Origin of the sequence: Agromyces humi (assembly GCF_009720255.1) — a bacterium.
GTDB lineage: Bacteria > Actinomycetota > Actinomycetes > Actinomycetales > Microbacteriaceae > Agromyces > Agromyces humi.
The window spans coordinates 1-23,397 of record NZ_WJSP02000008.1 but is presented as its reverse complement, the minus strand read 5'-3'; the positions used below and the strand labels follow the sequence as shown (position 1 = coordinate 23,397).

General features: G+C 67.2%; 31 protein-coding genes. 13 read left to right on the top strand and 18 right to left on the bottom strand.

The window, feature by feature from the left end:
* The first annotated feature begins 39 nt into the window (after positions 1-39).
* Positions 40-729: a hypothetical protein gene (locus tag GH736_RS02015; protein WP_159599771.1), complete on the top strand. Its 690-nt coding sequence runs from the start codon at positions 40-42 to the stop codon at positions 727-729.
* A 75-nt stretch (positions 730-804) separates the two neighbouring features.
* On the opposite strand, the gene GH736_RS02010 is transcribed toward GH736_RS02015, so the two are convergent.
* A complete protein-coding gene (locus GH736_RS02010) occupies positions 805-1,236 on the bottom strand; it encodes a hypothetical protein (RefSeq protein ID WP_159599769.1) in 432 nt (143 codons plus the stop codon).
* Positions 1,237-1,281: 45 nt separating this feature from the next.
* Here GH736_RS02010 and GH736_RS02005 point away from each other — a divergent pair, with 45 nt between their 5' ends.
* The 7 genes from GH736_RS02005 (at position 1,282) to GH736_RS01975 (ending at position 7,614) form a co-directional block, all read left to right on the top strand.
* Positions 1,282-3,348 carry a type I-E CRISPR-associated protein Cse1/CasA gene (locus tag GH736_RS02005; protein ID WP_235933799.1) on the top strand — a complete coding sequence of 689 codons (2,067 nt, stop codon included), beginning with the start codon at positions 1,282-1,284 and terminating at the stop codon, positions 3,346-3,348.
* A complete protein-coding gene (locus GH736_RS02000) occupies positions 3,345-4,547 on the top strand; it encodes a type I-E CRISPR-associated protein Cas7/Cse4/CasC (protein ID WP_159599765.1) in 1,203 nt (400 codons plus the stop codon). Before GH736_RS02005 ends, GH736_RS02000 begins: the two co-directional genes overlap by 4 nt.
* A complete protein-coding gene (gene cas5e, locus GH736_RS01995) occupies positions 4,544-5,242 on the top strand; it encodes a type I-E CRISPR-associated protein Cas5/CasD (protein ID WP_159599763.1) in 699 nt (232 codons plus the stop codon). The genes GH736_RS02000 and cas5e overlap by 4 nt, the downstream gene beginning before the upstream one ends.
* Positions 5,239-5,781: a type I-E CRISPR-associated protein Cas6/Cse3/CasE gene (locus tag GH736_RS01990; RefSeq protein WP_159599761.1), complete on the top strand. Its 543-nt coding sequence runs from the start codon at positions 5,239-5,241 to the stop codon at positions 5,779-5,781. The genes cas5e and GH736_RS01990 overlap by 4 nt, the downstream gene beginning before the upstream one ends.
* Positions 5,781-6,605: a CRISPR-associated endonuclease Cas1 gene (locus tag GH736_RS01985; protein ID WP_159599759.1), complete on the top strand. Its 825-nt coding sequence runs from the start codon at positions 5,781-5,783 to the stop codon at positions 6,603-6,605. Before GH736_RS01990 ends, GH736_RS01985 begins: the two co-directional genes overlap by 1 nt.
* A gap of 6 nt (positions 6,606-6,611) precedes the next feature.
* A complete protein-coding gene (locus GH736_RS01980; RefSeq protein ID WP_159599757.1) occupies positions 6,612-7,172 on the top strand; it encodes a hypothetical protein in 561 nt (186 codons plus the stop codon).
* A 61-nt stretch (positions 7,173-7,233) separates the two neighbouring features.
* On the top strand, positions 7,234-7,614 hold the full coding sequence (locus GH736_RS01975) for a peptide chain release factor family protein (protein WP_159599755.1): 381 nt from the start codon (positions 7,234-7,236) through the stop codon (positions 7,612-7,614).
* Here GH736_RS01975 and GH736_RS01970 read toward each other — a convergent pair.
* The 3 genes from GH736_RS01970 to GH736_RS01960 all read right to left on the bottom strand — a co-directional run bounded on the left by GH736_RS01970 (position 7,611) and on the right by GH736_RS01960 (position 9,580).
* Positions 7,611-8,372: a hypothetical protein gene (locus GH736_RS01970; protein WP_159599753.1), complete on the bottom strand. Its 762-nt coding sequence runs from the start codon at positions 8,370-8,372 to the stop codon at positions 7,611-7,613. The genes GH736_RS01975 and GH736_RS01970 overlap by 4 nt on opposite strands.
* 230 nt (positions 8,373-8,602) lie before the next feature.
* A complete protein-coding gene (locus GH736_RS01965) occupies positions 8,603-9,196 on the bottom strand; it encodes a helix-turn-helix domain-containing protein (RefSeq protein WP_159599751.1) in 594 nt (197 codons plus the stop codon).
* Positions 9,197-9,238: 42 nt separating this feature from the next.
* Positions 9,239-9,580 (bottom strand): hypothetical protein, encoded by a 342-nt coding sequence (locus tag GH736_RS01960; protein ID WP_159599749.1) that lies wholly within the window; start codon positions 9,578-9,580, stop codon positions 9,239-9,241.
* A gap of 131 nt (positions 9,581-9,711) precedes the next feature.
* Here GH736_RS01960 and GH736_RS01955 point away from each other — a divergent pair, with 131 nt between their 5' ends.
* The 3 genes from GH736_RS01955 (at position 9,712) to GH736_RS01945 (ending at position 11,645) form a co-directional block, all read left to right on the top strand.
* Entirely contained in the window at positions 9,712-9,924 is a 213-nt protein-coding gene (locus GH736_RS01955; RefSeq protein WP_159599747.1) for a hypothetical protein, read from the top strand.
* On the top strand, positions 9,921-10,724 hold the full coding sequence (locus GH736_RS01950; RefSeq protein WP_159599745.1) for a thymidylate synthase: 804 nt from the start codon (positions 9,921-9,923) through the stop codon (positions 10,722-10,724). Before GH736_RS01955 ends, GH736_RS01950 begins: the two co-directional genes overlap by 4 nt.
* A gap of 387 nt (positions 10,725-11,111) precedes the next feature.
* Positions 11,112-11,645 carry a hypothetical protein gene (locus tag GH736_RS01945; protein ID WP_159599743.1) on the top strand — a complete coding sequence of 178 codons (534 nt, stop codon included), beginning with the start codon at positions 11,112-11,114 and terminating at the stop codon, positions 11,643-11,645.
* Here the strand turns inward: GH736_RS01945 and GH736_RS01940 are convergent.
* From GH736_RS01940 to GH736_RS01930, 3 genes are all read right to left on the bottom strand, one after another.
* On the bottom strand, positions 11,642-12,109 hold the full coding sequence (locus GH736_RS01940) for a hypothetical protein (RefSeq protein WP_159599741.1): 468 nt from the start codon (positions 12,107-12,109) through the stop codon (positions 11,642-11,644). The two genes, GH736_RS01945 and GH736_RS01940, sit on opposite strands and share 4 nt — an antisense overlap.
* A 126-nt stretch (positions 12,110-12,235) precedes the next feature.
* Positions 12,236-12,415 carry a hypothetical protein gene (locus GH736_RS01935; protein ID WP_159599739.1) on the bottom strand — a complete coding sequence of 60 codons (180 nt, stop codon included), beginning with the start codon at positions 12,413-12,415 and terminating at the stop codon, positions 12,236-12,238.
* Between the two features lie 9 nt (positions 12,416-12,424).
* Positions 12,425-12,646, bottom strand: a complete 222-nt coding sequence (locus tag GH736_RS01930) for a hypothetical protein (protein WP_159599737.1) — start codon at positions 12,644-12,646, stop codon at positions 12,425-12,427.
* Positions 12,647-12,749: 103 nt separating this feature from the next.
* Here GH736_RS01930 and GH736_RS01925 point away from each other — a divergent pair, with 103 nt between their 5' ends.
* Complete coding sequence (locus tag GH736_RS01925; RefSeq protein ID WP_159599735.1) at positions 12,750-13,400, top strand: hypothetical protein; 651 nt, start codon at positions 12,750-12,752, stop codon at positions 13,398-13,400.
* On the opposite strand, the gene GH736_RS01920 is transcribed toward GH736_RS01925, so the two are convergent.
* From GH736_RS01920 to GH736_RS01910, 3 genes are all read right to left on the bottom strand, one after another.
* Complete coding sequence (locus GH736_RS01920; protein ID WP_159599733.1) at positions 13,397-13,633, bottom strand: hypothetical protein; 237 nt, start codon at positions 13,631-13,633, stop codon at positions 13,397-13,399. The two genes, GH736_RS01925 and GH736_RS01920, sit on opposite strands and share 4 nt — an antisense overlap.
* A 202-nt stretch (positions 13,634-13,835) precedes the next feature.
* Entirely contained in the window at positions 13,836-14,675 is an 840-nt protein-coding gene (locus GH736_RS01915) for a dATP/dGTP diphosphohydrolase domain-containing protein (protein WP_159599731.1), read from the bottom strand.
* Positions 14,676-14,692: 17 nt separating this feature from the next.
* Positions 14,693-14,914 (bottom strand): hypothetical protein, encoded by a 222-nt coding sequence (locus tag GH736_RS01910; RefSeq protein ID WP_159599729.1) that lies wholly within the window; start codon positions 14,912-14,914, stop codon positions 14,693-14,695.
* A gap of 65 nt (positions 14,915-14,979) precedes the next feature.
* Between GH736_RS01910 and GH736_RS01905 the strand changes: the two genes are divergently transcribed.
* A complete protein-coding gene (locus GH736_RS01905) occupies positions 14,980-15,516 on the top strand; it encodes a hypothetical protein (RefSeq protein ID WP_159599727.1) in 537 nt (178 codons plus the stop codon).
* A 56-nt stretch (positions 15,517-15,572) separates the two neighbouring features.
* On the opposite strand, the gene GH736_RS01900 is transcribed toward GH736_RS01905, so the two are convergent.
* From GH736_RS01900 to GH736_RS01870, 8 genes are all read right to left on the bottom strand, one after another.
* Positions 15,573-16,481 carry a 3'-5' exonuclease gene (locus GH736_RS01900; RefSeq protein WP_235933798.1) on the bottom strand — a complete coding sequence of 303 codons (909 nt, stop codon included), beginning with the start codon at positions 16,479-16,481 and terminating at the stop codon, positions 15,573-15,575.
* 48 nt (positions 16,482-16,529) lie between these two features.
* Positions 16,530-17,336 (bottom strand): SprT-like domain-containing protein, encoded by an 807-nt coding sequence (locus GH736_RS01895; RefSeq protein ID WP_159599725.1) that lies wholly within the window; start codon positions 17,334-17,336, stop codon positions 16,530-16,532.
* Positions 17,337-17,435: 99 nt separating this feature from the next.
* Positions 17,436-20,429 carry a Cys-Gln thioester bond-forming surface protein gene (locus GH736_RS01890; RefSeq protein ID WP_159599723.1) on the bottom strand — a complete coding sequence of 998 codons (2,994 nt, stop codon included), beginning with the start codon at positions 20,427-20,429 and terminating at the stop codon, positions 17,436-17,438.
* A gap of 326 nt (positions 20,430-20,755) precedes the next feature.
* A complete protein-coding gene (locus GH736_RS01885; protein WP_159599721.1) occupies positions 20,756-21,802 on the bottom strand; it encodes a cell envelope integrity protein TolA in 1,047 nt (348 codons plus the stop codon).
* 308 nt (positions 21,803-22,110) lie between these two features.
* Positions 22,111-22,239 (bottom strand): hypothetical protein, encoded by a 129-nt coding sequence (locus GH736_RS25485; protein ID WP_268891226.1) that lies wholly within the window; start codon positions 22,237-22,239, stop codon positions 22,111-22,113.
* Positions 22,232-22,477 carry a hypothetical protein gene (locus GH736_RS01880; RefSeq protein ID WP_159599719.1) on the bottom strand — a complete coding sequence of 82 codons (246 nt, stop codon included), beginning with the start codon at positions 22,475-22,477 and terminating at the stop codon, positions 22,232-22,234. The genes GH736_RS25485 and GH736_RS01880 overlap by 8 nt, the downstream gene beginning before the upstream one ends.
* Positions 22,470-22,988, bottom strand: coding sequence for an ead/Ea22-like family protein (locus tag GH736_RS01875; protein ID WP_159599717.1), 519 nt, complete (start codon positions 22,986-22,988; stop codon positions 22,470-22,472). The genes GH736_RS01880 and GH736_RS01875 overlap by 8 nt, the downstream gene beginning before the upstream one ends.
* Before the next feature lie 16 nt (positions 22,989-23,004).
* The coding region (locus GH736_RS01870) for a hypothetical protein (RefSeq protein WP_203230625.1) at positions 23,005-23,397 on the bottom strand (393 nt) is incomplete at its 5' end.

Genomic DNA, 23,397 nt, shown 5'->3' with positions numbered 1-23,397 from the left:
CCGTATACAAGGCGTGCCGGGAACGACGATACTCAGAAAATGTCGCAGCCCGAACCATCCAGAGGTGGCATCTTCGGCTCGCCATGGGTCGCGAATTCGTTCGCATTCCTAGCGATCGCCGTCTCCGTCATAGGCCTGATCATCACGACCGTGAAGACTGACAAAGCGCTCGAGATCAGCGAGCGCTCACTCAAGCTGTCGGAAGATGCCGTCCCCGAAGTGCGGGCCCGCGCCGAATCGTACGGGATGTTCGTCGAAGCGGCCGACCCCGGAGTGTCCGCTGTGATTGCAGTGCGGACCGGACTCCTCAACCTCGGTGACGAAGCTCTGGTGGGATGTCGAACCCTGGCCCAACCGAGCACGGCTGAAGGCGAGCCCGTTCTGTACTGGCCGGCCGTGCTTGAGCATCGTGGCGAGACGTGGACCGTTTCCCCAGGGGGAAGCTACACGTCCGATGAGTCGTACACGTTGTATTTGACGGGTGAAGTCGGCCGGGACGCGTACGCGGCCGTCTGGTTCGAATGCGAAACAGGTGGTCTCGTGACGGCCGCCACCCTGTACGGGGTCGACTTGGCCACGGGAGTCATGCTGGATGGCAGCATGTATGGCCTCCAGCAGCTGGAACCGATGGGCTCGATCGAGCGGGCAACTGCCATCCAGGAAAGAGCGGGAAGCGAGATCCCAGAGATCCCCGAGGTGGAACCCTTCGTCCTCACCGAGGCTGAATAGTCTGGGGTTCAGGGATGGCCCTTCGGATAGAGCGCCTCCCGGGCACGCCGCCGAGCTCGCAATGGACAGTCCCGGCTACGTGCGATCGGCCTCCGACGCCGCAGTGTGTTCCTGTTGTAACCGCGCGAGCTCGGCGCCCTCTTCTTCGGTGTGGTAGCCGACCCAGGTCGTGTACTTCTCGGCCTCTTGGAGTGCGCGCATCGCGGCGTGGAAGTGCTGTTGCGCCTCGAGCATCTTGCCGCCGGCAAGGTTGACCAGGGCGCCGGGTGGGAGATCCTGTCCTTCGCGCGCGGTGTAGAGGTCGAACTCGTTCGGTGAGGCGGCAAGCCCGGTGGAGAGCCGGCCGACGTACTGCTCGAGGTAGCTCGCGATCGACGCGATTCGCGGCAGGATCCCGTCGGCGTCGGGCGGAGAGACTGTCGCGCCGAAGTATCGGTGAAGGATCTCGAATCGGATGGCGTCGCCCGCGGCGTCGAGGGTCACGGCGTGCTCGTCGAAGTTCGTCACGGCACGACTCTACGACTGCCCTCCCCCAACGGCGCATAGTAGGAAATGGTTTGCTTCCAGCCCACACCCGCGCATGTCCTCGGAGTGAAGCCATCCCCGCGGCTGTCCGTCCGGACCGTCCCATGCATCCCGGTGCGTGTCAACGGTCGACGGCAGCTGCTCGACTTGGACGCGACGTTCGCGCGCGCCCACGAGATCGAACGGTTGGAGATCCGAGACCCGCTCTCCCTCGCGGCGATGATCCGCTTCTTGGTCAGCGTCACAGTGCTGGTCATGAGGGTCGCCGGAGCTGACGACGCTGAACGGTGCGCACGAGACGGGTTCGACCCGGTTGACGTCGCCGACGCGCTCGACGCCGTCGACGAGCACCTCTGGTTGCTCCACCCGGACACCCCGTTCCTGCAGTGCGCCGAGCTCGACTTGTACGACGAATCCGACCAGCCGGGCGAGCCGGCATCAACGCTCCTCCCTCGCATCCCGGGACCCGCGTCCAGGGCTTGGTTCGACACGGCCGGCGGCCCGTTCACCGGGACGTCCCTCTCCCCAGCTGAGGCGTTCGTCGCGCTCGTCACGAACTGGTTCTATGGCTGCGCGACGAACTCTTGGACGTTCATCGACGGGAAGAAGATGTACCGGGTCGGCGGGTCCGTCGGAATGTACGGCGCCGGTGACCCTGAAGGCGTGAAGACGGCGCTGACGTTCTTCCGGTCCGGGGCCAGTATCGCCGAGCTGCTTCTCGCGAACACGCACCAGCATTGGGTCGACGACGACACGCTGCCGGCGTGGGCGTCGCCGTTCAGGATCGACCACCCAGTGGGGTCGCTTTCCGAAGCGACGTTCACCGCGTCCGCCGCGCTCCTCCAGTTCAACCCGACCTCGTTCGAGTTCGACACCGTACTCACCGGAGGCTTCCCGTCCGGGCTCGACAAGCAGGTGCACAGCCAAGCCGTCGCCGCGCAGCTTCGTCAGGCCGCGGAGAACGACCCGACCCGTGTGTGGTTCACCAAGCAGGTGAAAGGGCGCGCTGACCTGCAGTTGCTGTTTGCAGGCGCCACACGGACCAACTCCACCGCGCAGAACCTCCGCGCGTGGCATGTCGACGCGGCAAGCCCGGAACTCCGGCACGGCCTCATCCATGTGGACGCAGGCGTTGACGTCCTCGAAGTCGCTGCCATCAACAAGGGTGTGACCTCACCAACCACCGCGACATGGTTCACCATCGAATCCGGGATCCTCGACGTCGACCAGGTTCAACGCGAGCTGATCGCAGACATCGGGAACACCGCGGCCCGGAACCCCGAAGCAGCGCTCGGCCGTGCCCTGCAGGCGGTCTTCCCACCGCAAGTCGGTGAACGAGGCCGGACGGAACCTCACTCGCAGTACCAGGCCGTTTACCGCGCCGCCGTCGGGCACTTCCACGCAGCGCTCGAGCCGGCGATCCAAGAAGCGGTCGCGACGATCATGGCCGGGGGAACACCGGACGGACTGCTGGACCGGATCCGCGAGGCGAAGCTCGCCGCGTTCGACCGGGCCGTCGAGCCGTTCTTCAACACTCGGACTGCCGCGGCGATCGCAACAGGGCGTGCGTCGATCGCCTCGAGCTTCTGGCGCACCCCCGACGGGAGCGACGACGCGGCTGTGAACCGGATGGTGAAGAAGTACCTGAACGCATCCACCGTCGACCTTCGAGCCGACCTCGCGCGCGGGCTCACCGAGCCCGGACGGGACAGCCTCCGAGCCCGCTTCCGCGCCGAACTCGGACAGGTCAAGGACCCAGACCGGACACTCTCCGCGCTCGGCATCGCTGCCGCCCACCCGAAGCTGATCCACTCCGAACGTTCACTGCCGGACGCGCTCCGCCGTCTCTCCGACCTGCACGGCACACCTGTCGAGCACACGTCAGGGGTACCGGCGGACGTCGGCCAGCTCATAGACACCCCAGACACCGTTGCGCTCCCCATGTTCGCGCGGCTTGCCCGACGCCTCGAGAACGACATGATCTCCGTCTCGATCTTCGACCTGGTCCACACCATCCGCCACTGGCACGACCGCGGCGTCCGCCGCGATTTTGCCCACACCTTCTTCGCACCAACTGGAAAGAGCCGCCCGTGACCCACGACTTCCTGACCATCCACCAGTTGATCGCGCTGCCTTACCACAACCGAAACCGCGACGACCGGCACGCACCGAAGACCCTCGTCGAAGGTGGCGTGACCCGAGGGGTGCTGTCCTCCCAGTCACAGAAGCGTGCAGCACGCATCCGTTACGAAGAGCTCGCCGCCGCGACGGGGTCGGTCCGGTCCCGGCATCTCGCGGGACGGATCGCCGACCGAGCCGAACAGATCGCCGGTGACGCACCGTTCGACCGCGCTGCCGCGGACGCCACCGCCCGAACCCTCATCGCGAAGCTGACGAAGAACACTGCCAGCGCGGAGACCGCGCAGGCAGCGAAGGACAAAGCGGCCCGTGCAGCGCACGAACGGAAAGCACCGAAGGACGGCGACGTAGACGCGTACATGGCGGAGTTCGACCGCGCCGCCGAAGACAAGCGCATCGCCGCAGAAGTGAAGGCCGGAGATCGCGACTCCGACACGGCGATCTGGATCTCCGACGAGGAGGTGGAGATCGCCGCGGCTGCGATCGCCCGCGGGGACCGCCCCGAGACTGAGGACGTATTCGCTGGCGCCACCGGCAGCCTGGCGATCGCTGCGTTCGGGCGGATGTTCGCCAACCAGCCCGACGTCGCCACCGAAGCCGCAGTTGCCGTGTCCCCGGCAGTGACCACCCATCCGATCAGCATCGGGTTCGACACGTTCACCGCCATCGACGATCTCGCCTCGCGCGGTGCCGCGCACTGGTCTCAGGCGTCCCACACCACCGGTGTCTACTACCGTACCCAGACCATCGACCGGAAGCAGCTTCGCCGTTCCTGGACCGGCGCCGACGGCGACCGGACCCGCGAACAGCTGGAGCAGTTCGTCCGGGCGCTCATCGAGACCGTCCCCCAGGGCCGGAAGAACGGGTCCGCCGCGGAGACCAGACCAGCGGTCATTCTCGCCGAGCAGCAGGCGTACCGGTTCGGGTACCAGTTCGAGACGCCGGTCGCAGCGCTGCCCACCGGCGGCTACCTCGAGCCGTCCGTCAACGCGCTCTTCGAACAGGCCACCCAGGCGCGCGACTACGACCCGGACGCGATCGGTGCCGCGTTCATCTCCGGGGTTCAGGCCGGGTTGGCGCCGGACCTCCCCGGCGCCGGGAAGGGCGGCATCCGCCACCTGACCGAATTCATCGTCGACTGGGCGCTCGCTTGACCACCCTGCTCCTGCGGTTCGCAGGGCCCGCCCAGTCGTACGCGAGCTCCCCGTTCACGACCCGCCCCACCGAGGGTGTCCCCACCAGGTCAGCGGTCCTTGGTCTCATCGCTGCAGCCGCCGGCATCACCCGCGACGTCGACGCTCCATGGCTCGACGAGCTCGACATCTGGGTGCGGGTCGACAAGCCTGGCACGGCCGTGAACGACTTCCACACCATCTCAGCACCGCCGGCCGCGGTCGCCTCATCCCGCACCAGGCAGCGGTACATCGGCTCCCTCGGCGCCGACCGGCGAACCGCCGACTTCGCCGTCCCCACCGGGAAGGGAACGAAATGGTCCGCGCACGGTGCGACGACCATGACGACGCACCGGTCGTTCCTCGCCGACGCCGAGTTCATCGTGGCGATTACCCATCCGGACCCTGGCGTCGTCGACACGGTCGACCACGCAATCCGGAACCCCGAGTTCATGACCTACCTCGGGAGGAAGGCCTTCTCACCCACGTTCCCGTTCCGGCTCGGCATCACCCAAGGCACACCGGAAACCGTGCTCGAGCAGCTTCCCACCGCGTCGACCGCCCCGGCGCTGCCGCTCCACCACCTGAACAGCCCGAGAAGCTACGCGACCGCGCATGTACACCCAGAGCGGTGCACCAACCGATCTGAACTGCTGCAGAAATGGAGGGCCGCGTGAGCTACCTCACCGAAGTTCCCGTCCGTTCACTGGCGGCGCGGTTCAACGACCGGCACCGCCAGGTCATGGAGCTGTTCCCCCACGACCTCCCAGGGGCCGCGAAGGAGCGACGCGCGACCAGCCAAGTGCTGTTCGCGGAGTTCGGAGACCGGATCATCGTCCGCTCCGCGGTCGCGCCGACGCGCCTCCCCGACGGAGCTCGCACCGTGACCGAATCCTCGAGCCCAGCCGCGGGCACCCGGGTCTCCGTTCGCGCCGTCGTGAACCCGATCCGACGCTCCCGGGCCGGCGGAGTCCGCCCCGTCGACGACATCGAGACCTGGATCGCGGAACGCACCGCTGGCGCACTCGAAGACCTCGCCGTCCTCAACACCAACCGGCGGGTCGACCACAGCGGCCGGTCACCACTCATCGTCGAAACCGTCGACGCCACAGCCACCATCACCGACCCCGACGCGCTGGACGAACTCCTCGCCACCGGCGTCGGCCGAGCACGCTCCTTCGGGTGCGGCATGATCCTGATCGGAGCCGCAGCCTGATGCGCACCACCCCACTGCAGTTCACCACCGTCAGCCGGAGCGCCGAAGGCCCCAGCTCGATCCACTACGCACAGATCGACTACGCCCGCATCGTCAAGTCCGGCAACAGCCTCGCCGTCGTCTCCGTCGAAGAGGAAGACGCGGACACCGCACGCCAGCCGATCACTCTTCCCGAAGGTCACGTGATCATAGGCCTCGGCCACGGCGCCAGCCCAACCCCGGCAGCCGAGAAGATCCTCACGGAAGCCGCCGTCCGACTCATCAGCACCGTCGGCGATCACAGCTGGAAACCCGAAGCGCTCCCGATCGAGTCGCTCGTCCAGTCCCAGGCGTACATCTTCGCCAGCGACGAGCTCCGCGACGGCGCCACCCGCCGCGTGTACGCCGCCCGGATGGGCGACGCCGTCGCGGTCGACGGGGCGACCATCGGTGCGCTCCACGCCCTCGACGCCGAGATGATCGACGAGACCCACCAGAAGTTCGCCACCCGGTACGGAATGCGGAAACGCCGGGAGCGCGGCGGTCAGGACCCGACGAACGTGGCGCTCGACATCGCAGGAGACGCCGTCACCGCGATCGCCGCGGACGTCACCCGCCTCCTCGGGATGGCACCGGCGCTGTCTATCCTCGACCTGGAATCCAACTACCCGGAAGACCTCGCCTGCACCTTCGCCGTCACCGACATGATGCCCGTCGGGTTCCGTGTCGGCGCCAGAAAGTACTCCGACCAGGCGGACGTCCGAGCCGCCATCGACGAGGAGCTGCACCGCGCCCGCCTCGTTCCGCGCATGATCGAACAGACCGTCCACCTGCTCGATCTGTAGGAAGCCATGCCGCACCCAGCCGTCCCCCGTGAATCCGACCGGGCCGCGTACTACGACGCGACCGACCGGAAGCACTTCGGCGACCCCGGCACCCCCGGGTCAACGTTCACCGGGTACGGCATCACCAAGCTCGAAGACATCGTCGAGCTCGTCGAGCAGCAGCGCGGCACCCTCGACGGGGACGACCGTCTCGAGCTCGTCGCCCGCGGCTGGTCCGACCCAGGCGCATTCCTCCCCGATCACCGCTACCTGCTCGTGTTCACCCCAGGAGTGCTCGGCGTCCTCAACTCCGCCGGGCTGGACCCCGCCACCCCGATCCGGGTGATCCGCACCAAGCCCGGTGTTGCATGCTCCGCTGTCATCGAAGTCACCGCTAAGCCGGAGACCGACTTCGGCGTCCTCATCCTCGACGACGCCGGCACCGTCGTCACCGCGTTCCCCGGACCGATCACCGACCCGGGGATCACCGACACGTTCGGCCACCTCGAAGGCCAGACCGTCCCGCTCAAGCAGATCCGTGAGATCGCCGGCGGAGACGTCTGGCTGAACACCGCCTTCCCCACCTGAGTGCAGCCCGGCACGGCCGGGCGCCCACGCATCACCCACACCACTCAGGAAAGGCACCACCATGCCCGAGCGCGAGCTCATGTTCTCCGTCACCCTCGACGACTGCAAGGTCGAAACATTCATGGTCGGCGGCGCCGGCGGCCAGCACCGCGACCGCACCTACGCCGGCGTGAAAATCACCCACCTCGCCTCAGGCGCCTCCGGCCGCGCCGTCGACGACCGCTCCCAACTGCGGAACAAGAAGGCCGCCTGGAAGAAGATGGCCGAGTCCCCGAAGTTCCAGTACTGGCTCGCCCTCGAACGAGCTCGGCGGGAAGGCCGGCAGACGCCCGAAGAGTACGCCGCCGCCGAGATCGCCAACTCGAGTCACCTGCGCGTGGAAGTCCGCGGTGACGACGGGAAATGGGTGGAAACGGACAGCACGCCCGGCATCTCCGCTTAGGTCAGCGGGCGCCGGTAGTGCTCGTACCGGCAGGCTGGGCAGCCAGGATGTTGTGTGCTGTCCGAATGGGTGTGGGCTGGTTTCGGGCCGAGCGCTTCCGGCGACCGCAGATAGTCGATCCGGCGGCGAAGGAACGTCTGGTGGGTGTGGTCGCCGTCCGGGATCCGTCGCAGGACGGCGTTCTGCCATGCCGCCCCACGAGCCCATTCATCCAGTTCCTCCTCGCTGAGACTGGCCGCCAACTCGGCGTACTCCTCCTCGCTGTCGAAAACCAGCTCACTCCAAGGATCGTCGATCGGACCGGGATCAAGGTCCTCGAGCTTCAGGGTGGTGAGTTCAAGAGCCTCGTAGTGGCAGGCAGGACAACTGATGCTCCCCGGGGACTCCCCGTGCTGATGGACGAGCGCGGACTGGGAGGTCACATCGAACCTTCGCATCCAGTCCCTGAGCGCCTTGCACTCTCGCTCTTGCACGACGAGGGTTCGGTAGGCGGCGGTGGCGGCGGCCAGGAGCTCGTCGGTCTCGTCAGGCTGGGCCGGTTGAGCTGGCCGCTTTGGTGCGGACGGTGTTGTCGTCGAGGCCGTCGCTGCAGCGGTCGCTCGGGCCTCCGCGGCCTGCTTCGCTGCCCGCTCGGCCTGCCCTTTCTGTTCGGAGCGTTGAATGAGCCACCCGACGAGCAGGACGATTCCGATGCCGGCCACGACGGCGATGAGCCCGAGCAGACCGGATGGCAGCCCGGTTACTCCAGGGTCAGGCATCGCCGTGCGCTTCCGCGTCGTCGCGTCGCATGCTCGGATCCTATCCGGGCCCCGGTCGAAGGGGTACGTTGTCCGTTGCGGCGTCAGGGGTCGCTGGAAGCTCGACGGAGAGGGCGCATGTCGAACAAGACGCCGGAGGAAGAACGGATCCGCGAGGACCGGGAGCGCCGGGAACGTCAGCGGGAAAGGGAAGAGATCGACGAGGCGCGCCGTTTGGACGACGAGGATCGTTAGACGCTCTGCAACATCGCCTCGTGAATGTAGACGTTCCTGCGGAGGAACGGGGTCGGGACGTCTTTCTTGGCGACCTTCGGGGAGTACCGGGCGGGCCGGAGCTGGGTCGGTGCCTGCAGGAACCGTGAGATGCCACCGACCCAGTCGGGTATCGGCAGTCCGTCCTTCACCAGCCAGTACTCAACGACCGCGGCGAACGCAGCGTCCCACAGGTCGGACCCGGTTTCCGGGGCTGGGAAGAGCGCCAGCGCAACCCTGTTGGCGCCGCGCTCCTTGGCGAGCCCGTCGCTGAACGACAGCCACGCCCGGAACGCACCTTCCTCGTCCCCTGCGTCCAAGCTCGCGCGAACGGCGACCGCCCAGAACAGCGAGTCGCCGCGCAGGACCGGCGCCGGCACCAGCCGGTAGCCGGCGTACCAGAGGATCCGTTCGACTTGTTCGAACGTCGGCTCCAGCACGCCGGCTTCGATCTCCTCCATCGCCGATACCGTCGACTGGGCGACCGCCGCCGCCTGCTCGAGCGAAATTCCGCCCGCCGCGCGGGCTTCCCGGATGAGGTTTCCCGACTGCTGCCTGAGCGTGAACGGCATCGAGTAAGGCTCCTTCCAGAACGGTCGTGAAGGGGACATGCGTCAGATGCCGCTCGAGTCGAGCTCTCCCAGCTGCGCGAGCAGGTCCGGGCACTGAATCTCCATGCCGAGCTGCGCGAGGTTCTTCGCGCTCTCAGGACGAAGCAGGAACGGGTGGGCTGCGTACACGAGCTCAGCCCACCGGCGGAGGTTGGGTGCGTCGTCGACCAGGTCGCATCCGGTACGGACCGCGACTGCGATCTCCTGGTCGGTGAGGGTCTCCAAGTGCATCGTGTTCGCGTCGCGGGCGTACTGGGCGATCTCCGCATCGCTTCTGCCGCTGCAGCCGGTGACGGTCAACGCGATCGCGGCGGCCGCGGCGACGGCGAGGTAGGGCTTCTTCAAGGCTCTGCTCCGTTCGTCCAAAGGGGTCGGTTCGCAACGTACGGGATGGGCGGCCGCTGCTGGAAAAAGATTCGCCGCGCATGATCCCCTCGGCCGCCGCATGTCTTCCATGCGACCCCGAAAGGAACCACGTGACCGACTTCTCAGCCGTCGACGAGGCCATCGGCCAGCTCGACGAAGCGACCGCCGAGACCCTCCTCGCACTCCGCGACGACCTCGAACTTCACGAAGCCGTCGCGCTCGCGCTCCACCCAGGCTGGGACGGACACTCCCCCGCCGAACTCCAAGACGGCGCCGACACGTTCCGCGGGATCGTCGACAAGCTTCTGGCGGTGCGCGCATGAACGCCATCCCCACGCCGTACGAAGACCTTCTCCGCGACGTGCTCGAGCACGGCACGTTCAAGACCGACCGGACCGGCACCGGCACCTACTCGGTGTTCGGCCGTCAGATCCGCTACGACCTCGCGGACGGCTTCCCGCTCCTCACCACCAAGAAGGTGCACTGGAAATCGATCGCGATCGAGCTGCTCTGGTTCCTCCGGGGCGACTCGAACGTCCGATGGTTGCAGGAACGCGGAGTGACCATCTGGGACGAGTGGGCCGATGAGGAAGGCGAGCTCGGACCCGTCTACGGGAAGCAGTGGCGCTCATGGCCGGACGGTGACGGCGGCACCATCGACCAGATCTCCAAGGTCATCGAACAGATCCGCAACACCCCCGACAGCCGCCGGCTCGTCGTGTCCGCCTGGAACCCAGCCGAGATCGACAACATGGCACTCCCGCCGTGCCACGCGCTCTTCCAGTTCTACGTCGCCGACGGCAAGCTCTCCTGCCAGCTGTACCAACGCTCCGCCGACCTCTTCCTCGGCGTCCCGTTCAACATCGCCTCCTACGCCCTCCTCACCCACCTCATCGCCGCGCAAACAGGCCTCCAGGTCGGCGAGTTCGTCTGGACCGGCGGTGACACCCACATCTACGCCAACCACGTCGAACAGGTGAAGCTGCAGCTCAGCCGCGACGCGCGGCCCTACCCCGAACTCCAGCTCGCAGAACGGGCATCCGTGTTCGACTACGAATTCGACGACCTGCAGGTGATCGGGTACGAACCGCATCCGGGGATCCGGGCCGCGGTGGCGGTATGAGGTTCTCGGCCGCCACGGTCGCCCGCTACCTCACTCTCGTTGCCTCTCTGACCCACTTTGCGTTGTGGTTTGCGGCCTGCTCGGAGGGAGCATCAGGCTGGCAGGACTTTGGAGCTTCGGTCTGGGACGTTCCTATCAGCCCGATCGGCGCGGCCTACATCTACTCGGTGCCCTTCATGTGGACCGCCGCCGCGTTCTGGACCATGAAAGCTTCCGGAGCGAGCCTTCGGTCCTCCAGCGTTGCGACTGCGTGCACCTTCGTCGTTGTCTCGATAGTCGGACCGATGGTCTGCGTCCTTGGCGCGCCAGTCGAAGGACTCCTTGCACTTATGCTCGCCGGTCTCAGCGTCGGCCTCCGGAGACCTGCCGACCGCGCATGACCTCTTCATGCTGATCGCCAACACCACCGTCGAGTCCCGCCATCCGTGGCCCGCCGGCATGTTCATCCAGGGCGGCGGTCACGGCATCGTGTTGAGCCGTTCCGGCGGCGATTCGTACCGCACCGCGTTCGTCGAGGCGTTCCCGGAGGGGACGTTCATCCGCGGTGAGGGTGCGACGGTTGAGGATGCGGAGGATGCCGCGTGGGCGAAGTTCCAGCGGTACGCGGGCTGCCCGGGTCATGAGTGGGAGACGCGCGGGTACCGGAACGGCGCCGGCTTCTGCAAGCACTGCGGGAAGTTCGGGTCGCAGGTGTTCGACCTGGTGGAGATCGGGTCGGTGTGCGACGTCTGCGGTGTCGGGACGTATTGGACGACTGTCGGGGACAAGCTGTTCTGCGAGGAGCACGCACCGGCCCGGGAGGAGCGTGTCCGGATCGAGCAGGCTTCGGGTGTGCAGCCGTCAGCGTTCACGCAGCTGCTGGAATGGCTCGCGGAAGAGGACGAGGAAGACGGCGATGGCGACGGCGACGGCGCTAGCTAAGCTGCGACCTGGCCCGCCGCCTCGAGCGCAGCCAGCCGCTCCCGTTCCGCTGCGAACGCATCCCGTTTCGCCTGTTCCGCCTGCCGCCGCTTGATCGTCTCCGCAGCCTTGAGGTAGCTGGCGCTGCGCGCCGCGGCGAGGGCCGTCGCGTCCGGCTGCGCTTCCTCCCGGCGTCGGCGTTCAACCTCCGCGGCTTGGGCGCGGACGGCCGCCCATTCGGCTGCTGCGTCCACCTGGGCGGGGATACCGATTCGCACCGTGTTGGTGGACAGGTCGACCGGCTCATGCTGGAGCATCTCGACAGGAAGCGCCGCGGCGGGCTTCTCCTGGCCACGATGCTTCTTCCGTTCATGGCGGCGCATCTTCCGCTCTGGGGCGCGCCAGCCGCGGTGGCGTTTGGTTGTGTGTTCGCACCATTCGCACGCGTACCGGTAGTACCAGTGCGCTGCGTCCCAGCCGAGCATCTCCCTACCCATCGGCGCCGGGTCTCCGGTCGGCCTGGGCGGGGGTGATGGTGTGCACTGGTCTCCTTCGGCGGCGCGCGACGGCGCGCCAGGAGCTACATGCGCGGGTTGGTGCGTCGCCGCCGCTCAGGACCGGGAAGCGCCGGTCAGGTAGCCGGTCACGGCCGGAGCGTTGTCGAAGTGCGGGCCCGCTGTCCTGCCGGCCGCGAACGCTGCCCGCCAGATGTCGTTGAACGACTCAGCACTCACGCCCGAGGCGCGGGCTCGGTCGTACGCGGCGACACGTGCGTCGTTGCCGTCAGCCATGGGTTCCTCTCAAACGGTTGCGAGGACACCATGCGCGGAACGAAGACGTTCGAGCTCGGCGTCCAAGTCGACGAGTTCGCGGAGCTGGAGGAGGGAGATCGCGACCTCCTGGACGACCGCGCGTGCGACCTCGACAGGGTCGGCGGGTCCGGTCCCGAACTGGAGTTCGGCGACGATCGCGCCGAGTTCGGCGAGGCGGTCGGTGGCGCGGTTCTGCTCGTGCTTCGTCATCTCAGTTACGTACCCTTCGTCTCTTCGTTTCAGCACTCACATGCGCGGTTCGCCGCATGTCTCAGGGGCGGCATCCGCCGATCTTCCGCACTGTAAGGACCCCATGACGACCACCGCGAAGTCCCGCCAATCCGAGGTGGAGATCCAGCAAGCCCGGTCCTTCGAACGTGACGCCGAAGCCCTCCGCGCTCGCGCGGAAGCGGAACGCCGGTCTGGTGAACGCGGCATCCTCTTCGTCGTCTCCCCCGGTGTCGGGATCACCGTCGCCGGCGCCGCGGTGGTGCTGCTCGGCGCTATCTGGTCCAGCGGTGAAGCGTCCGACTGGTGGAGAAACCCAGGCGTCTGGACTGCCCTGCTTGGCCTCATCGTCGGCGCGTTCGGCCTCGCGACCGTGTCGAAAGCGTCGACGGACCGTGCCGAAGCACCCGCCCGAGCCGGCGCGCTCGACGGCCGCGCGGAGCTCCTCACCCGGCAGGCGCTCGAGCACCGCCGTGAAGCCGCCCGCCTGGTCGTGGAGGAGCGGAAGTACGACGCGCTCCCGAAGCTCGCGGAAGCGGTGACGGTGAACCTCGCCAAGGGCGGCCGCGCGCTCGAGACGTCGAAGCTCGACGCGGAGCTGTGGATGATCTTCGCGTCGTTCGGCGAGGAGGACACCGTCTCGAAGCTGCAGAAGGCTCACGGGTGGACGGACGCTTCGATGCGCCGCTACCGGGCGCTGAACGCGTCGTGGCGGGCCGCGACCGGCAAGATCTAGGAGACGAGTCTCAGCGGGCTCCTGGCGGCGTCCGGGGACGCTCCGGTGAGCTGCGCGACCTGTTCCTGCAAGCGCCTGATCTCCGCGTCGCGACGGTCGACCTCGTAGACCAGCAGCGGAACGATCGTGCGTGCTGCGGCGATGAACTGGGCGTCACGCGTTCGGAACTCGCAGACGTCGCCGACATGATCCACGCCATCGAAGACGTCGTTCACAGGCCCGGCGAGCCCCACCGGGTGCCGGCCGCCTGCAGCGTCCTGGTACACGACGCGCCAAGGCCCTGAAGACACGCCAGCCGCGAGGGTCCTCGCTGCTGAGACAACGTCTTGCATTCGAGGACCTTCACGGCTGACAAACGGTGAGTGCCGGGCAGCGGAACCTTTGGGGCCGGTCCGCTACCCGGCGCCGTTCAGTTTAGGTGCCATCAGAGGGCTGTCAAACCGAAAGCGATACCTGCGAATCAGCGTTCGCGGAAGCCACGAACAGAGCCGACGGGGCGTCCTTCGGGGCGGGGATCGTGACGGCCGCTGGCACCGAGTCGAACCCGAGCGGGGCGCCGAGGAGGAACCGGTCGTCCGCCTCCGGGCGGGACAGGGAGAGCTCGAGAAGCAGCATCCCGTACGCGGCAGCGAACGCAAGGTTCGGCAGCCCGGTCGCTTCGTCGAGGTCCTCCCCGGACCAGTACAGGTGGGCGTACGACTGCATGAGCCCGTACAGGGTCCCGTAGGTCACGTTGTCCGGGATCTTGATGAACGGGGCGTCCTCGCTGATCCCGAGAAGCTCCAGGATCTCCGGGGCGGCGCCGAACACCTCCGCGACCCGCGCGTACGGGTGAAGCGGGATGAGGTCGTGCCGGTACGGGGTGGGGATGTTCTTCGGGGGTTGCGCCCGGGACAGCACCTTCGACGTGTGAAGCGGTGCAGCGTTCAGCGCCCGCGTCGGTGCGTCGTACGGGCGGCGGTCGAACGCCGGGTGAGTCTGGTTCGACTCCATGATCGTGAAGAAGTGCCAGACCGTCGAGGAGATGTGGTGGCAGCCGGTCTCGGTGTCGTAGTCCTCACCGGCCCAGAAGAGCACCCCGTGGCGTTGGCCGGCGGCGAACGACTTCGGCGTCTCGTACCCGAGCCGGAAGTTGTTGGGGGCGTACTTCGCGGCGCCACGACCGTACAGCTTCGCGAGCTCGTTGAGGGCGCGGGGCGGGATGCGGTCGAATGCCTGCTTCTTGACCCCCTTCGAGGCTCCGGTGCTGCTGGTGGTTCTGGTCTCGGCTCCCAATGTGTCTCCTCGCTGGGTTAGTGTCCGACGCCCACTCCATGCGCGGGGAAGAACGCGAATGCCAGGACGACGCCGACGACTGCGCCGGTGATGATGGTTGAAGTCCAGGTGGCGCCGATACGGCCACGGTCGGAGGCCATGCGCACAGCGGCTTTGTCGTCGGTTTGTGGTGGAAGGTCGTTGGCGGCGAGGTCCCGTTCGGCTTCGACGATCGCGATGGGTTCGGGGTTGGTGGTCACGGTTGCTCCTCCGGTGTTCGGTTCCAGGAAGGGAGACATGCGGCGGACCCGCGCATGTGTGGGGCATGTTCGATGAGAATGACGCCGCCCTGAACGACATCAAGGCGGAGAACCAGTGGAAGTGGTCGCTGCGGAACGCGGTGAACCAGGTCGCGGAGATCGGCCGTCTGCCGCAGGCGGACGACGTCGGCTACGAGCGGCTGGCCGGCCGGTGGCTGGCGAAGCAGCGAGACGCGCTCCGCGTCGGGGACCTCCGCCCCGACCGTGAGGTGCTGCTCGACCAGCAGATCCCCGAGTGGCGGCAGATGTCCGCACAGGAGCAGTTCGAGGTGGAGCTCGTCGCGGTGGCGATGTTCAAATCGCAGGAGCACCGGATGCCGAACGGTGACAGCCCGGACGAGCATGAACGATCCCTGGCGATGTGGGTGATCGAGAAGGTCAAGGCGAACCGTGACGGCCGTCTCCCCCGTGCGTGGGTGGACCTCCTCGACGAGTACCTGTCCGGCTGGGACCGCGGCGGTGCATCCTCCGACGCGATGGAGATGTTCAAGGCGATGCGGAACAACCCCGCGAACCGGCTGGCTACCGTCGGCTCGTACTGACGCCGAAGGCGCGGCCGGGAACGATCCGCGGCCGCGCCTTCAACAGGGTCAGCAGGTCAGGCTGCTGCCGAGACGACCTTCTCCTCCGTCGACGGAGTGCGAGGGTCGCGCTCAGGCCATCCGAAGTCCACGGTGAAGTCCGGCTCGCCGTTGCTGCGCTTGTACGCCTGGAACGACTCCTGCTGCTCCCGGGCCCACTCCGCCTGGAGCGCGTGCAGTTCGGAGAGGCGGTAGTCGCCGAAGTCGCGGTGCCCGATCATGGTCCCGAGCACCTGCCAGGTGACAGCGCCGGTGGCGATCGCGTCGTACATCGAGTCGTGTGCGCCTTCCAGGGTGATGCCGTAGTGCGCGGCGGTCACCTCGAGGGTTCGCTTCCCGCGGCGGTACTTGTCGACCTTCTTGTCGATGATGAGTGGGTCGATGACCACACCCCAGTCGTCGATCGGGTCGAGCCCGTACCGGCGGGCTTCCGCGTTCAGGAGTGACAGGTCGTATGCGGCGTTGTAGGCGACGATCGGCCGGCCGGTGCTGATGGAGCGGCGGATCACGGTGAGGATCTCGTTGACCGACTCGGCGGGGTCGCGGCCGTCGCGGACGGCGACTTCGGTGCTGATCCCGTGCACTGCGGCTGCGCCTTCGGGGATCTCGATGCCGGGGTTCACCAGCCATGAGTACGACCCGGTGATCTGGTTCTGTCGGTTGACACGGCCGAGGTAGGCGGTGACGATGCGGGCGTCGAACACGTCGATGCCGGTGGTTTCAAGGTCGAACACGCACAGGTCGGGGATCTCCGACGTGAGAATGTCCTGCGGGGTGGCAGAGGTCATGCCTGTGACATGCGCGGAATCCTGCCCGTGGCCGGGCAGCGAAATTTCTGCGGCGCTCTGCGGCTTGGGGTCCGAGCCGTTCAGCTTCCCGTTCGGGCGTTGCAGGTACCGGTTCTCAGCGCTCAGGTTCGTCGTCACGCAGCGGTACGTGTGCGGGGCCGGGTCTGCCACCCGGCCCCGCAACATTCACGCGACGCGGAGCAGGTTCGGGGACACTCGGAAGGAGCCGCGATCCGTTTCGATCGACACGGTCTTCTGGTTCACCCGGACGACCTTGCCGGTGAGGCCGTGGGCGGCGTTGCCGGGGAAGTTGATGACGACGGGGAGGTCTTTCCTGAACGTCACCGTCGGTGCCTTGGGCGTGAAGCGCGGCGCAGGGGCGGTGCGGCGCTCCACCGGCGCACCGTTCTCCGCCACGACGAACTTGGCGGTGGCGAACGGAACCGTCCACACGCCCTCACGCCCGTTGCGGACCGCCTTGACGTGGTACCTCGAGTTCGCGACCTTCTCCACCCGCCCGACAAGGCCGCACGCGGCGATCTTGTCACCGCGGACGGCGGTCGGGTGAGGGAACTGCGCCGAGCCCGTCCATGCGTCGTCGCCGAGGGTGACACCGGCGGCGCTGTACGCCTCCGCCGCCTGCCGCTCCCGGACCGACTGCGCGTGCGGGTTGTCCTTGTTGCAGCGCTCCCCGTCACAGCCGATCGAGATGGCCAACTCCTTCCACTCCGGTCCGTGCCCGGATCGGACACGGCGGCCATAGCGGACGACGTACGCACCGACGAGAGCGTGTGCGATTTCGTGGAGGATGACGTTCCGGACAGCCGGCTCGCCAGCGGAAGCGACGAACGCCCTGCCGAGGGTGATCTGCTTCGGACCGTACTTGCACAGCCCGGAGCGGATCTCCGCGCGGTCGTAGGAGATCGTCCAGCCGGCCAGTCCGTGCTGTGCCATGAGTTCCCGGCCGAGCCGGAGTGCCTGTGTCGTGTCCATCGTTGTGGACTCCCTTCTTCTCGGCACCCTCATGCGCGGACGCAGACGAGAGCGGGGTCGGACCGTCAACCGGTCCGACCCCGCCTCACTCAGTTCAGGTTATGCGCGCCGTCTGCGGAGCTCGAGGATCACCGCGGCCGCGGCGATCAGGAACGCCAGCGTCGCAAGCCCGCCGAGGAACCACGGGCCGCCGTTGCCGAAGTTGCCGCCGGCGAACTCGAGCGAGTCGACCATGATCCCCTTTACCCGGGACTGCTTCAGCGACACCGTCTCGGTCGGGTCACCGAACTCGCCCTTCTGGATGACCTGCCCGTCCGCGGTGAACAGAGTCGCCACCCAGTGGAACGTGCCGAGCCCGACGACCTTCTGCCCGTCGGAGTTGACGACGATCTCCTGGTTGTTCGCGACCTGGCCGAACGGTGCGGTGCTGGCACCAGCGACCGGGAACTTCTTCTCCGACCAGCTGGTGTTCAGGATCCGGTCCGGTGTCTGCGCCGGCCGTTCCCCGAGCGGGGTGTAGTACACCGCGAAGGTGACGTACGCGCCGTCCGGGACGAGCCCGACGATCGTGGCGGTGTCCGTGGCGTCCTCACCCTTGAAGCCAGGGCTCGCGACCGTGGACAGCTTCGGCTGTTCGATCTTCGTGACCTCGGTCTCCGCACCGCAGACGCCGGTGTGTACGACGACGTCAGAGATCGTCGCCGTCTCCTGCCAGAAGATGGTGCCGACATGCTCCTGCGCCACCTGGAACGGTTCGGAGTCCACGAGGCCTTCAGCGGCCACGTGGTGCGGTGTCGTCGACAGGTAGACCCGGTTCTCCGGGTCGCACTTCGCAGCGGCGCCCTCCTCGGTTGGCTGCAGGTACCCGGCGAACGAGATCTGCACACCTTCCGGAGGGAGGAACCCGGTGACCTTCGCGGTGTCCTTCACCGTCGACGCCGGCACCGCGTACGCGGCCGCTTCGGTGGAGAACTCCGGGACGGTGACGACGGTGGTTTCGTCAGGGTTGGTGCCGCAACCGTCGGTCCAGACGATCGTCGAGCCGATGCGGGCTTCGGCGACCCAGTAGACGGTGCCGAGGTGATCCATGGAGAATTTGAACGCCTCCGAGCTTCCCGTCACCTGGTCGGTGCCGGCGAGGTGCGTCGGTGTGGCGGACTCGTGGATGAGGTTGTCCGGGTCGCAGCGAGGGACGATCGGGTCGCCCTCCACAGCCGGTGCGTCCTGCAGGTACCCGCGGAAGATCACGTCCACACCTTCCGGAGGGAAGAACCCGATCGCGTTGATCGTGTCCGTCGCGGTGGATCCGGGCGTTGACTGTGCGGTCGCCGACGTGGAGAACTCGGGGACGGTCACCTTCGTCTGCTCGTTCGGGTTCGTGCCGCACCCGTCCGTCCACACGACAGTGCCGGAGATGCTCGCCTCCGCGACCCAGTAGATCGTGCCGATGTGGATCATGTCGAGGTTGAAGTCCTCGCTCGAGACGGCGGTGTCGCCGTCCTTCACGATCCGGGTCGGGAACGCCGACTGGAACACCAGGTTCGACGGGTCGCAGCGCGCGACGATCGGGTCGCCCTCCACAGCCGGTGCGTCCTGCAGGTACCCGCGGAAGATCACGTCGATCCCCTGGGTGGGGACCACCCCGTTCACGTTGATCGTGTCCCGGACAGTGGAGCCCGGCGTGGACTTCTGCGTCGCCGCAGTGTCGAACGACGGGACCACGAACGGCGTCTCGGCTGGGATGCCGAAGTCGTCCTGGAAGTGGTACCCCGGGGCCAGGATCGAGGCAGCGAACGCAGCCTGATCGGCTTGGTCGATCGTCCATACCCACGTGTAGTAACCGCTCTCAGTGACCGCGGTGTCTGCGGTGACGAGGTAGGGAGCGGTCGGGCCCTGGGCGCTCGTGGTGGTCACCGTGGAATGTGCGGCCACTGGTGCGCCGGCGGGCACGGTTGCCTGTCGGGTGGGTTCGTCCTGGAGGGGGCCGTAGAGGGTGCCGTTGGCCTTGATCCGCAGGTAGTTCGCTCCGGCCAGGAACCATGGAGCCGCGGTCGCGGTCGAGAAGCTGATCTGGTCCTGAGGGGTATCGCCGGGATTGAGGAACTCCGTCGTCTTCTGGGTGGTGACGATGGGGTCGAAGGCGGTTGAGCGGCCCACGGGGTCGATTCCACTGAGCGTGAAGCTGCCGCTGGTGCCGCCCGAACCGGACAGGGTGCGCTGCTGACCGCCGGTGTACCAGATGTTCACCGCCGCCTTCGTGCCACCCGGGGCGGTGAACGAAGCAGACGCCGAGATCTTGTACGCCGAGCCGTCTGCCGGCGGGACGCCGCGGATCGCGTATGAGCCACCGTTCACGATGCCGCCGAGGGTGGTCGCACCGTTCGAGAACACACCGTTGGTCAGGGTCATGGTTCCTGGGCTGGTGCCGCCGGGAAGACCGGAGACCGTCACCGTACCGAGGTAGTTGTTGTTGCCGTCTACCTGGAAGGTGATCTGGCCCGAGGGGGTGACCCCGTCGTTCCAGTGGGCGGCCATCTGCCCCATGATCCAGTCGTACGAGGCGTTGATCGTGGCGTTGCCGTCGATCCAGTGGTGACCGTCCGGGTGGTTCAGCGAGGTGAAGTTGTAGACGGCGGCGGAGACGGCTGCAGCCTGCACTGGGTCGGCGGTCTGCCCGTAGTTGTTGAGGATCCAGTTCAGCTGCTTGATCTCGTTGCCGCCGAGGTCACGGGAGCTTCCGGCGCCGTCACCGCCGACGAAGCCGACCTCACCGCCGTAGCCGGTCCCGCCGGAGGGCCAGGCAGCCGCAGGGTCCATGCAGTAGATCCGGGTGCCGTCCGGGGCGATGTAGTTGCCGAGGAATCCGCCGTACGGGGTCTGGTTCGAGAAGCCGGCGCCGGTGCCTGCGGCGACCGCGGGCGAGCTGATGAGCGTCAGGCTTCCGCCGACGATCGCAGTGACCGTCAGCGTGGCTGCTGCGACAATCCCGGCCTTCGCCCACTGACTCTTCAGTCGACGGTGGACGCCGCCCTTGACTCGAGCACGTGAAGCCCGGTCACGCAGCTGTTCGATGTGGAACTGGAGCTTCTTCACGCGACCACCCCTACCTCTCGTCGGGAACGCTCTTCCAACTGGTAGGTATGCGGCGAACGAGCGGCTTCTCTTGGCTGGAAAGCCGGGATGGCCGGGCGATCTGGTGCTCTTCTGGATGGATTCATGCCGCCTGCATGCGCGGCCGGTCGCCCGAATGAGAGGGCAGATCATCCGCGCATGGGTCTCCCGTCGGTAGCCCAGACGGCGTCAGGACTGGGCTTCGTGAAGATCCACGAACGCCCAGTCCCGACGGGTCGATTTCACCTGTTCCCCGCGCATGTGTTCCACGAAGAAGAGACGAAGGACGAGAGATGCTGACTGTGGTTCTAGATGTCGCACCCGTAGAAGTTGATGGTGGTGCCGCTGATCGAGTAGTCGTACGGGAACCCGAACGAGACGATCGACGTACCGCCGGGGCCGGGGTCGTGCGAGGCGTACCAGAAGCTGGGCGCCCCGTTGCAGCCGGGCGTGTAGTTCCCGTTGTTCTGGACGTACACGTTGGTGTCTGGAACCCAGCCGCCACCTCCGGTGCTGCCGCCCCCGCCCCCACCGCCAGACGAACCTCCGCTCGACCCGCCCGACGAACCACCGCTCGAGCCACCGGAGGACCCGCCGCCAGACGAACCACCGCTCGAGCCACCGGAGGACCCGCCGCTCGAGCCGCCTGACGCTTCCGCCTGGGCGCGAGCTGCTTCCTCCGCGGCAGCGGCAGCTGCCGCAGCGGCTGCCTCGGCAGCAGCGTGGGACGCGTCAGCTGCTGCAGCAGCCTGCGATGCGGCGGAGATGCCCGTGACGATGAGCGCGACGTCACCCTTGGCGTTCTCCCTGAGCTGCTTCGCAGCAGCGGTGAGCGCGTCCTTCGACGCCTGATCAGCGAGGGCCTTCGCGGCGACGACGGACTCCGCCTGGGTTGCTGCGGACTGAGCCACCTTCGCGAGGGCGGTCTCGGCGGACTTCCGCGCCCGGGCGATCGCCTTCGGGTCGTCGCCCTTCATCGCCTTCGTCAGCTTCTCCCGTGCGCTCGTCAGGTCGGCGCCGGCCGCAGGGTCGTACGCGGCCGCCAAGTCGATGACCTGGCCGAGGGACTTGTCGAACTCGGCGGCGTCGGACTTGGCGTCGCGGAGCTCGGCGGCTGCCTCCTCGGCAGCGGCTTCCGCTGCGGCGACTCGTTCGTCGTCCGCGACCCGTGCGGCATGCGCTGCGTAGGCGGGAACACCGACGCTCGCGGTCACGACGATGGCCGCGGCGGCGATCACCGCGATCTTGCTGCGAAGCGGCAGCCCACTCCAGCTGAACGTCCGCTTCCCACCGGTGTCGGCGGGAATGTCGGATGGTGCTGGCACACTCGAAGTAGGGTCGGGCGTCTCGTCCATCTGTGTAGCTCCTTCGGTAGGGTCAGGGCGTCGCCCGGTGCCGTTGGAGTGACAATATCGAGTTCTGAGGGTGCGCAGAGATCGACCTGTTTCCGACGGCCAATCCTTGGCGATACCCCGTGTTTTCGGGTAGCAATCCTTGCTTGGCACTTCTCATGCGCGGTTTTCCGATGTCGGAGGGTGCTGCTATCAGCCGGAATCGTCAAAAATGGCTCGATCAGGGCTTCTCTTGGGCGAATTCGTCCCGGAAATGACCGCAGCCTCCCTGCGCGGGTTGCGCGGGAGGCTGCGGTCGGATGTTGATGGATCTAGCCGTGCTCGTACCAGTCGTGCAGCCAGGAGGCGGCGTACACGACCAGAAGGAACGGCAACGCCAGGGCGAAGAAGATGCGCTCTCCGCGTCCCATCGATGCCCACACCTGCCGGCGTTCACTCACGGTGGTCCTCCTCGAGATCGAAGACCGGCCTGACGAGCTCGAGCCCGTCGATCAGCGAGTCGGACGCCTCTGCGAGCGACCGCTCGGCGGCGATCAGCGCGTACAGTCCCGGCTGCCGGCCATCACCGGACGTGGTCGGGATCCCGACCCGTCCAAGCGCGGCCAGTGCCCGGCCGATGTGACGGACGGCAAGATCCAGGTCGCGTTGCTGCCTTGCGGTCGGCGACCACTCAGTCATCGTCGCCCTCATCGTCGAATTCGTCGTCGCCGAGGATGCTCTGCACCTTCTCGAAGAAGTCGTACATCTCCGAGAACGGGAGGTGAGCGCCAGCTTGCCTGGCCAGCTCCCCGAGCTCGTCAACCTGCCGGAGCAGCTCGAGCACCGCCTGCGGGTTCGCGGCGGCGATGAACCTCGCGTTCTCCCGCTGGTATGGGGTGGTCGCGACCATTCCATCGAAGATGAATCCGCGCTCGTCGACGACGTGCGTGTCACCGTGCAGGGTCTCGTAGTACCGCCACTCCCCAGGAGTCGCCGCTTCGGCGAGTTCACGGAGCTCGCCCCTTAGACCGTCGGCCGGCGTCGCGCAGGAACGACCACCAGCCCGGACCCGTTCGGCCAGGCTGAGCGCGAACAGGTCCGGGTAGAGCCGTTGCGCGTGCGGCAGCTTCTCGATCTCGTCGTGGAGGAGTTTCGCGAGCGGGTCGGCGTTGATCTTGGCCGCTCGGGCGCGGTCCTGTGCTTCGGTCACTAGTGCGGTCCGTTCGCTATCGGTTCGTCCGGGTGAGGTTCCGCGACCATCGCTGGCTGCGCCACGCCTGACGGTGGGCGCCGGCGAGCCATCCGTTGAGCCACTCCATATCGACGTTCTCGGGGAGGCTCGTCGACTCGAGACCCGCTTCGAGCTTCCGCTCGAGTTCCACACCTTCAGCGATGACGTCGTCGTACGAGACCTGGCCAGCGCGGACCGCGAGGATGTGCTCGCGCACTTCACCTTCGAGCGGCATCTGCAGTGTGCCGTGCTCGATGACACCGAGGCCCTGGTAGCCGAGCCTGAGGTAGTGCGCCGCGAACTTGACGTCGTACCCCCACTCGGACACGAGCTCGGGGCGGCTGACGTTGCCGGCGAGGTCGCCTTCCATCCGAGCTCGCTGCCGCAC

Bases quoted from the DNA above. Each gene is read 5' to 3' on its own strand.
- GH736_RS01975 (WP_159599755.1), top strand. From the start codon at position 7,234: ATGCCCGAGCGCGAGCTCATGTTCTCCGTCACCCTCGACGACTGCAAG.
- GH736_RS02005 (WP_235933799.1), top strand. From the start codon at position 1,282: ATGGTTTGCTTCCAGCCCACACCCGCGCATGTCCTCGGAGTGAAGCCA.
- GH736_RS01940 (WP_159599741.1), bottom strand. From the start codon at position 12,109: ATGCTCGGCTGGGACGCAGCGCACTGGTACTACCGGTACGCGTGCGAA.
- GH736_RS01945 (WP_159599743.1), top strand. From the start codon at position 11,112: ATGCTGATCGCCAACACCACCGTCGAGTCCCGCCATCCGTGGCCCGCC.
- GH736_RS01985 (WP_159599759.1), top strand. From the start codon at position 5,781: ATGCGCACCACCCCACTGCAGTTCACCACCGTCAGCCGGAGCGCCGAA.
- GH736_RS01965 (WP_159599751.1), bottom strand. From the start codon at position 9,196: ATGCCGTTCACGCTCAGGCAGCAGTCGGGAAACCTCATCCGGGAAGCC.
- GH736_RS01980 (WP_159599757.1), top strand. From the start codon at position 6,612: ATGCCGCACCCAGCCGTCCCCCGTGAATCCGACCGGGCCGCGTACTAC.
- GH736_RS01880 (WP_159599719.1), bottom strand. From the start codon at position 22,477: ATGACTGAGTGGTCGCCGACCGCAAGGCAGCAACGCGACCTGGATCTT.
- GH736_RS01935 (WP_159599739.1), bottom strand. From the start codon at position 12,415: ATGGCTGACGGCAACGACGCACGTGTCGCCGCGTACGACCGAGCCCGC.
- GH736_RS01925 (WP_159599735.1), top strand. From the start codon at position 12,750: ATGACGACCACCGCGAAGTCCCGCCAATCCGAGGTGGAGATCCAGCAA.
- GH736_RS01905 (WP_159599727.1), top strand. From the start codon at position 14,980: ATGTTCGATGAGAATGACGCCGCCCTGAACGACATCAAGGCGGAGAAC.
- GH736_RS01895 (WP_159599725.1), bottom strand. From the start codon at position 17,336: ATGGACACGACACAGGCACTCCGGCTCGGCCGGGAACTCATGGCACAG.
- GH736_RS02015 (WP_159599771.1), top strand. From the start codon at position 40: ATGTCGCAGCCCGAACCATCCAGAGGTGGCATCTTCGGCTCGCCATGG.
- GH736_RS01950 (WP_159599745.1), top strand. From the start codon at position 9,921: ATGAACGCCATCCCCACGCCGTACGAAGACCTTCTCCGCGACGTGCTC.
- GH736_RS01930 (WP_159599737.1), bottom strand. From the start codon at position 12,646: ATGACGAAGCACGAGCAGAACCGCGCCACCGACCGCCTCGCCGAACTC.
- GH736_RS01970 (WP_159599753.1), bottom strand. From the start codon at position 8,372: ATGCCTGACCCTGGAGTAACCGGGCTGCCATCCGGTCTGCTCGGGCTC.
- GH736_RS01885 (WP_159599721.1), bottom strand. From the start codon at position 21,802: ATGGACGAGACGCCCGACCCTACTTCGAGTGTGCCAGCACCATCCGAC.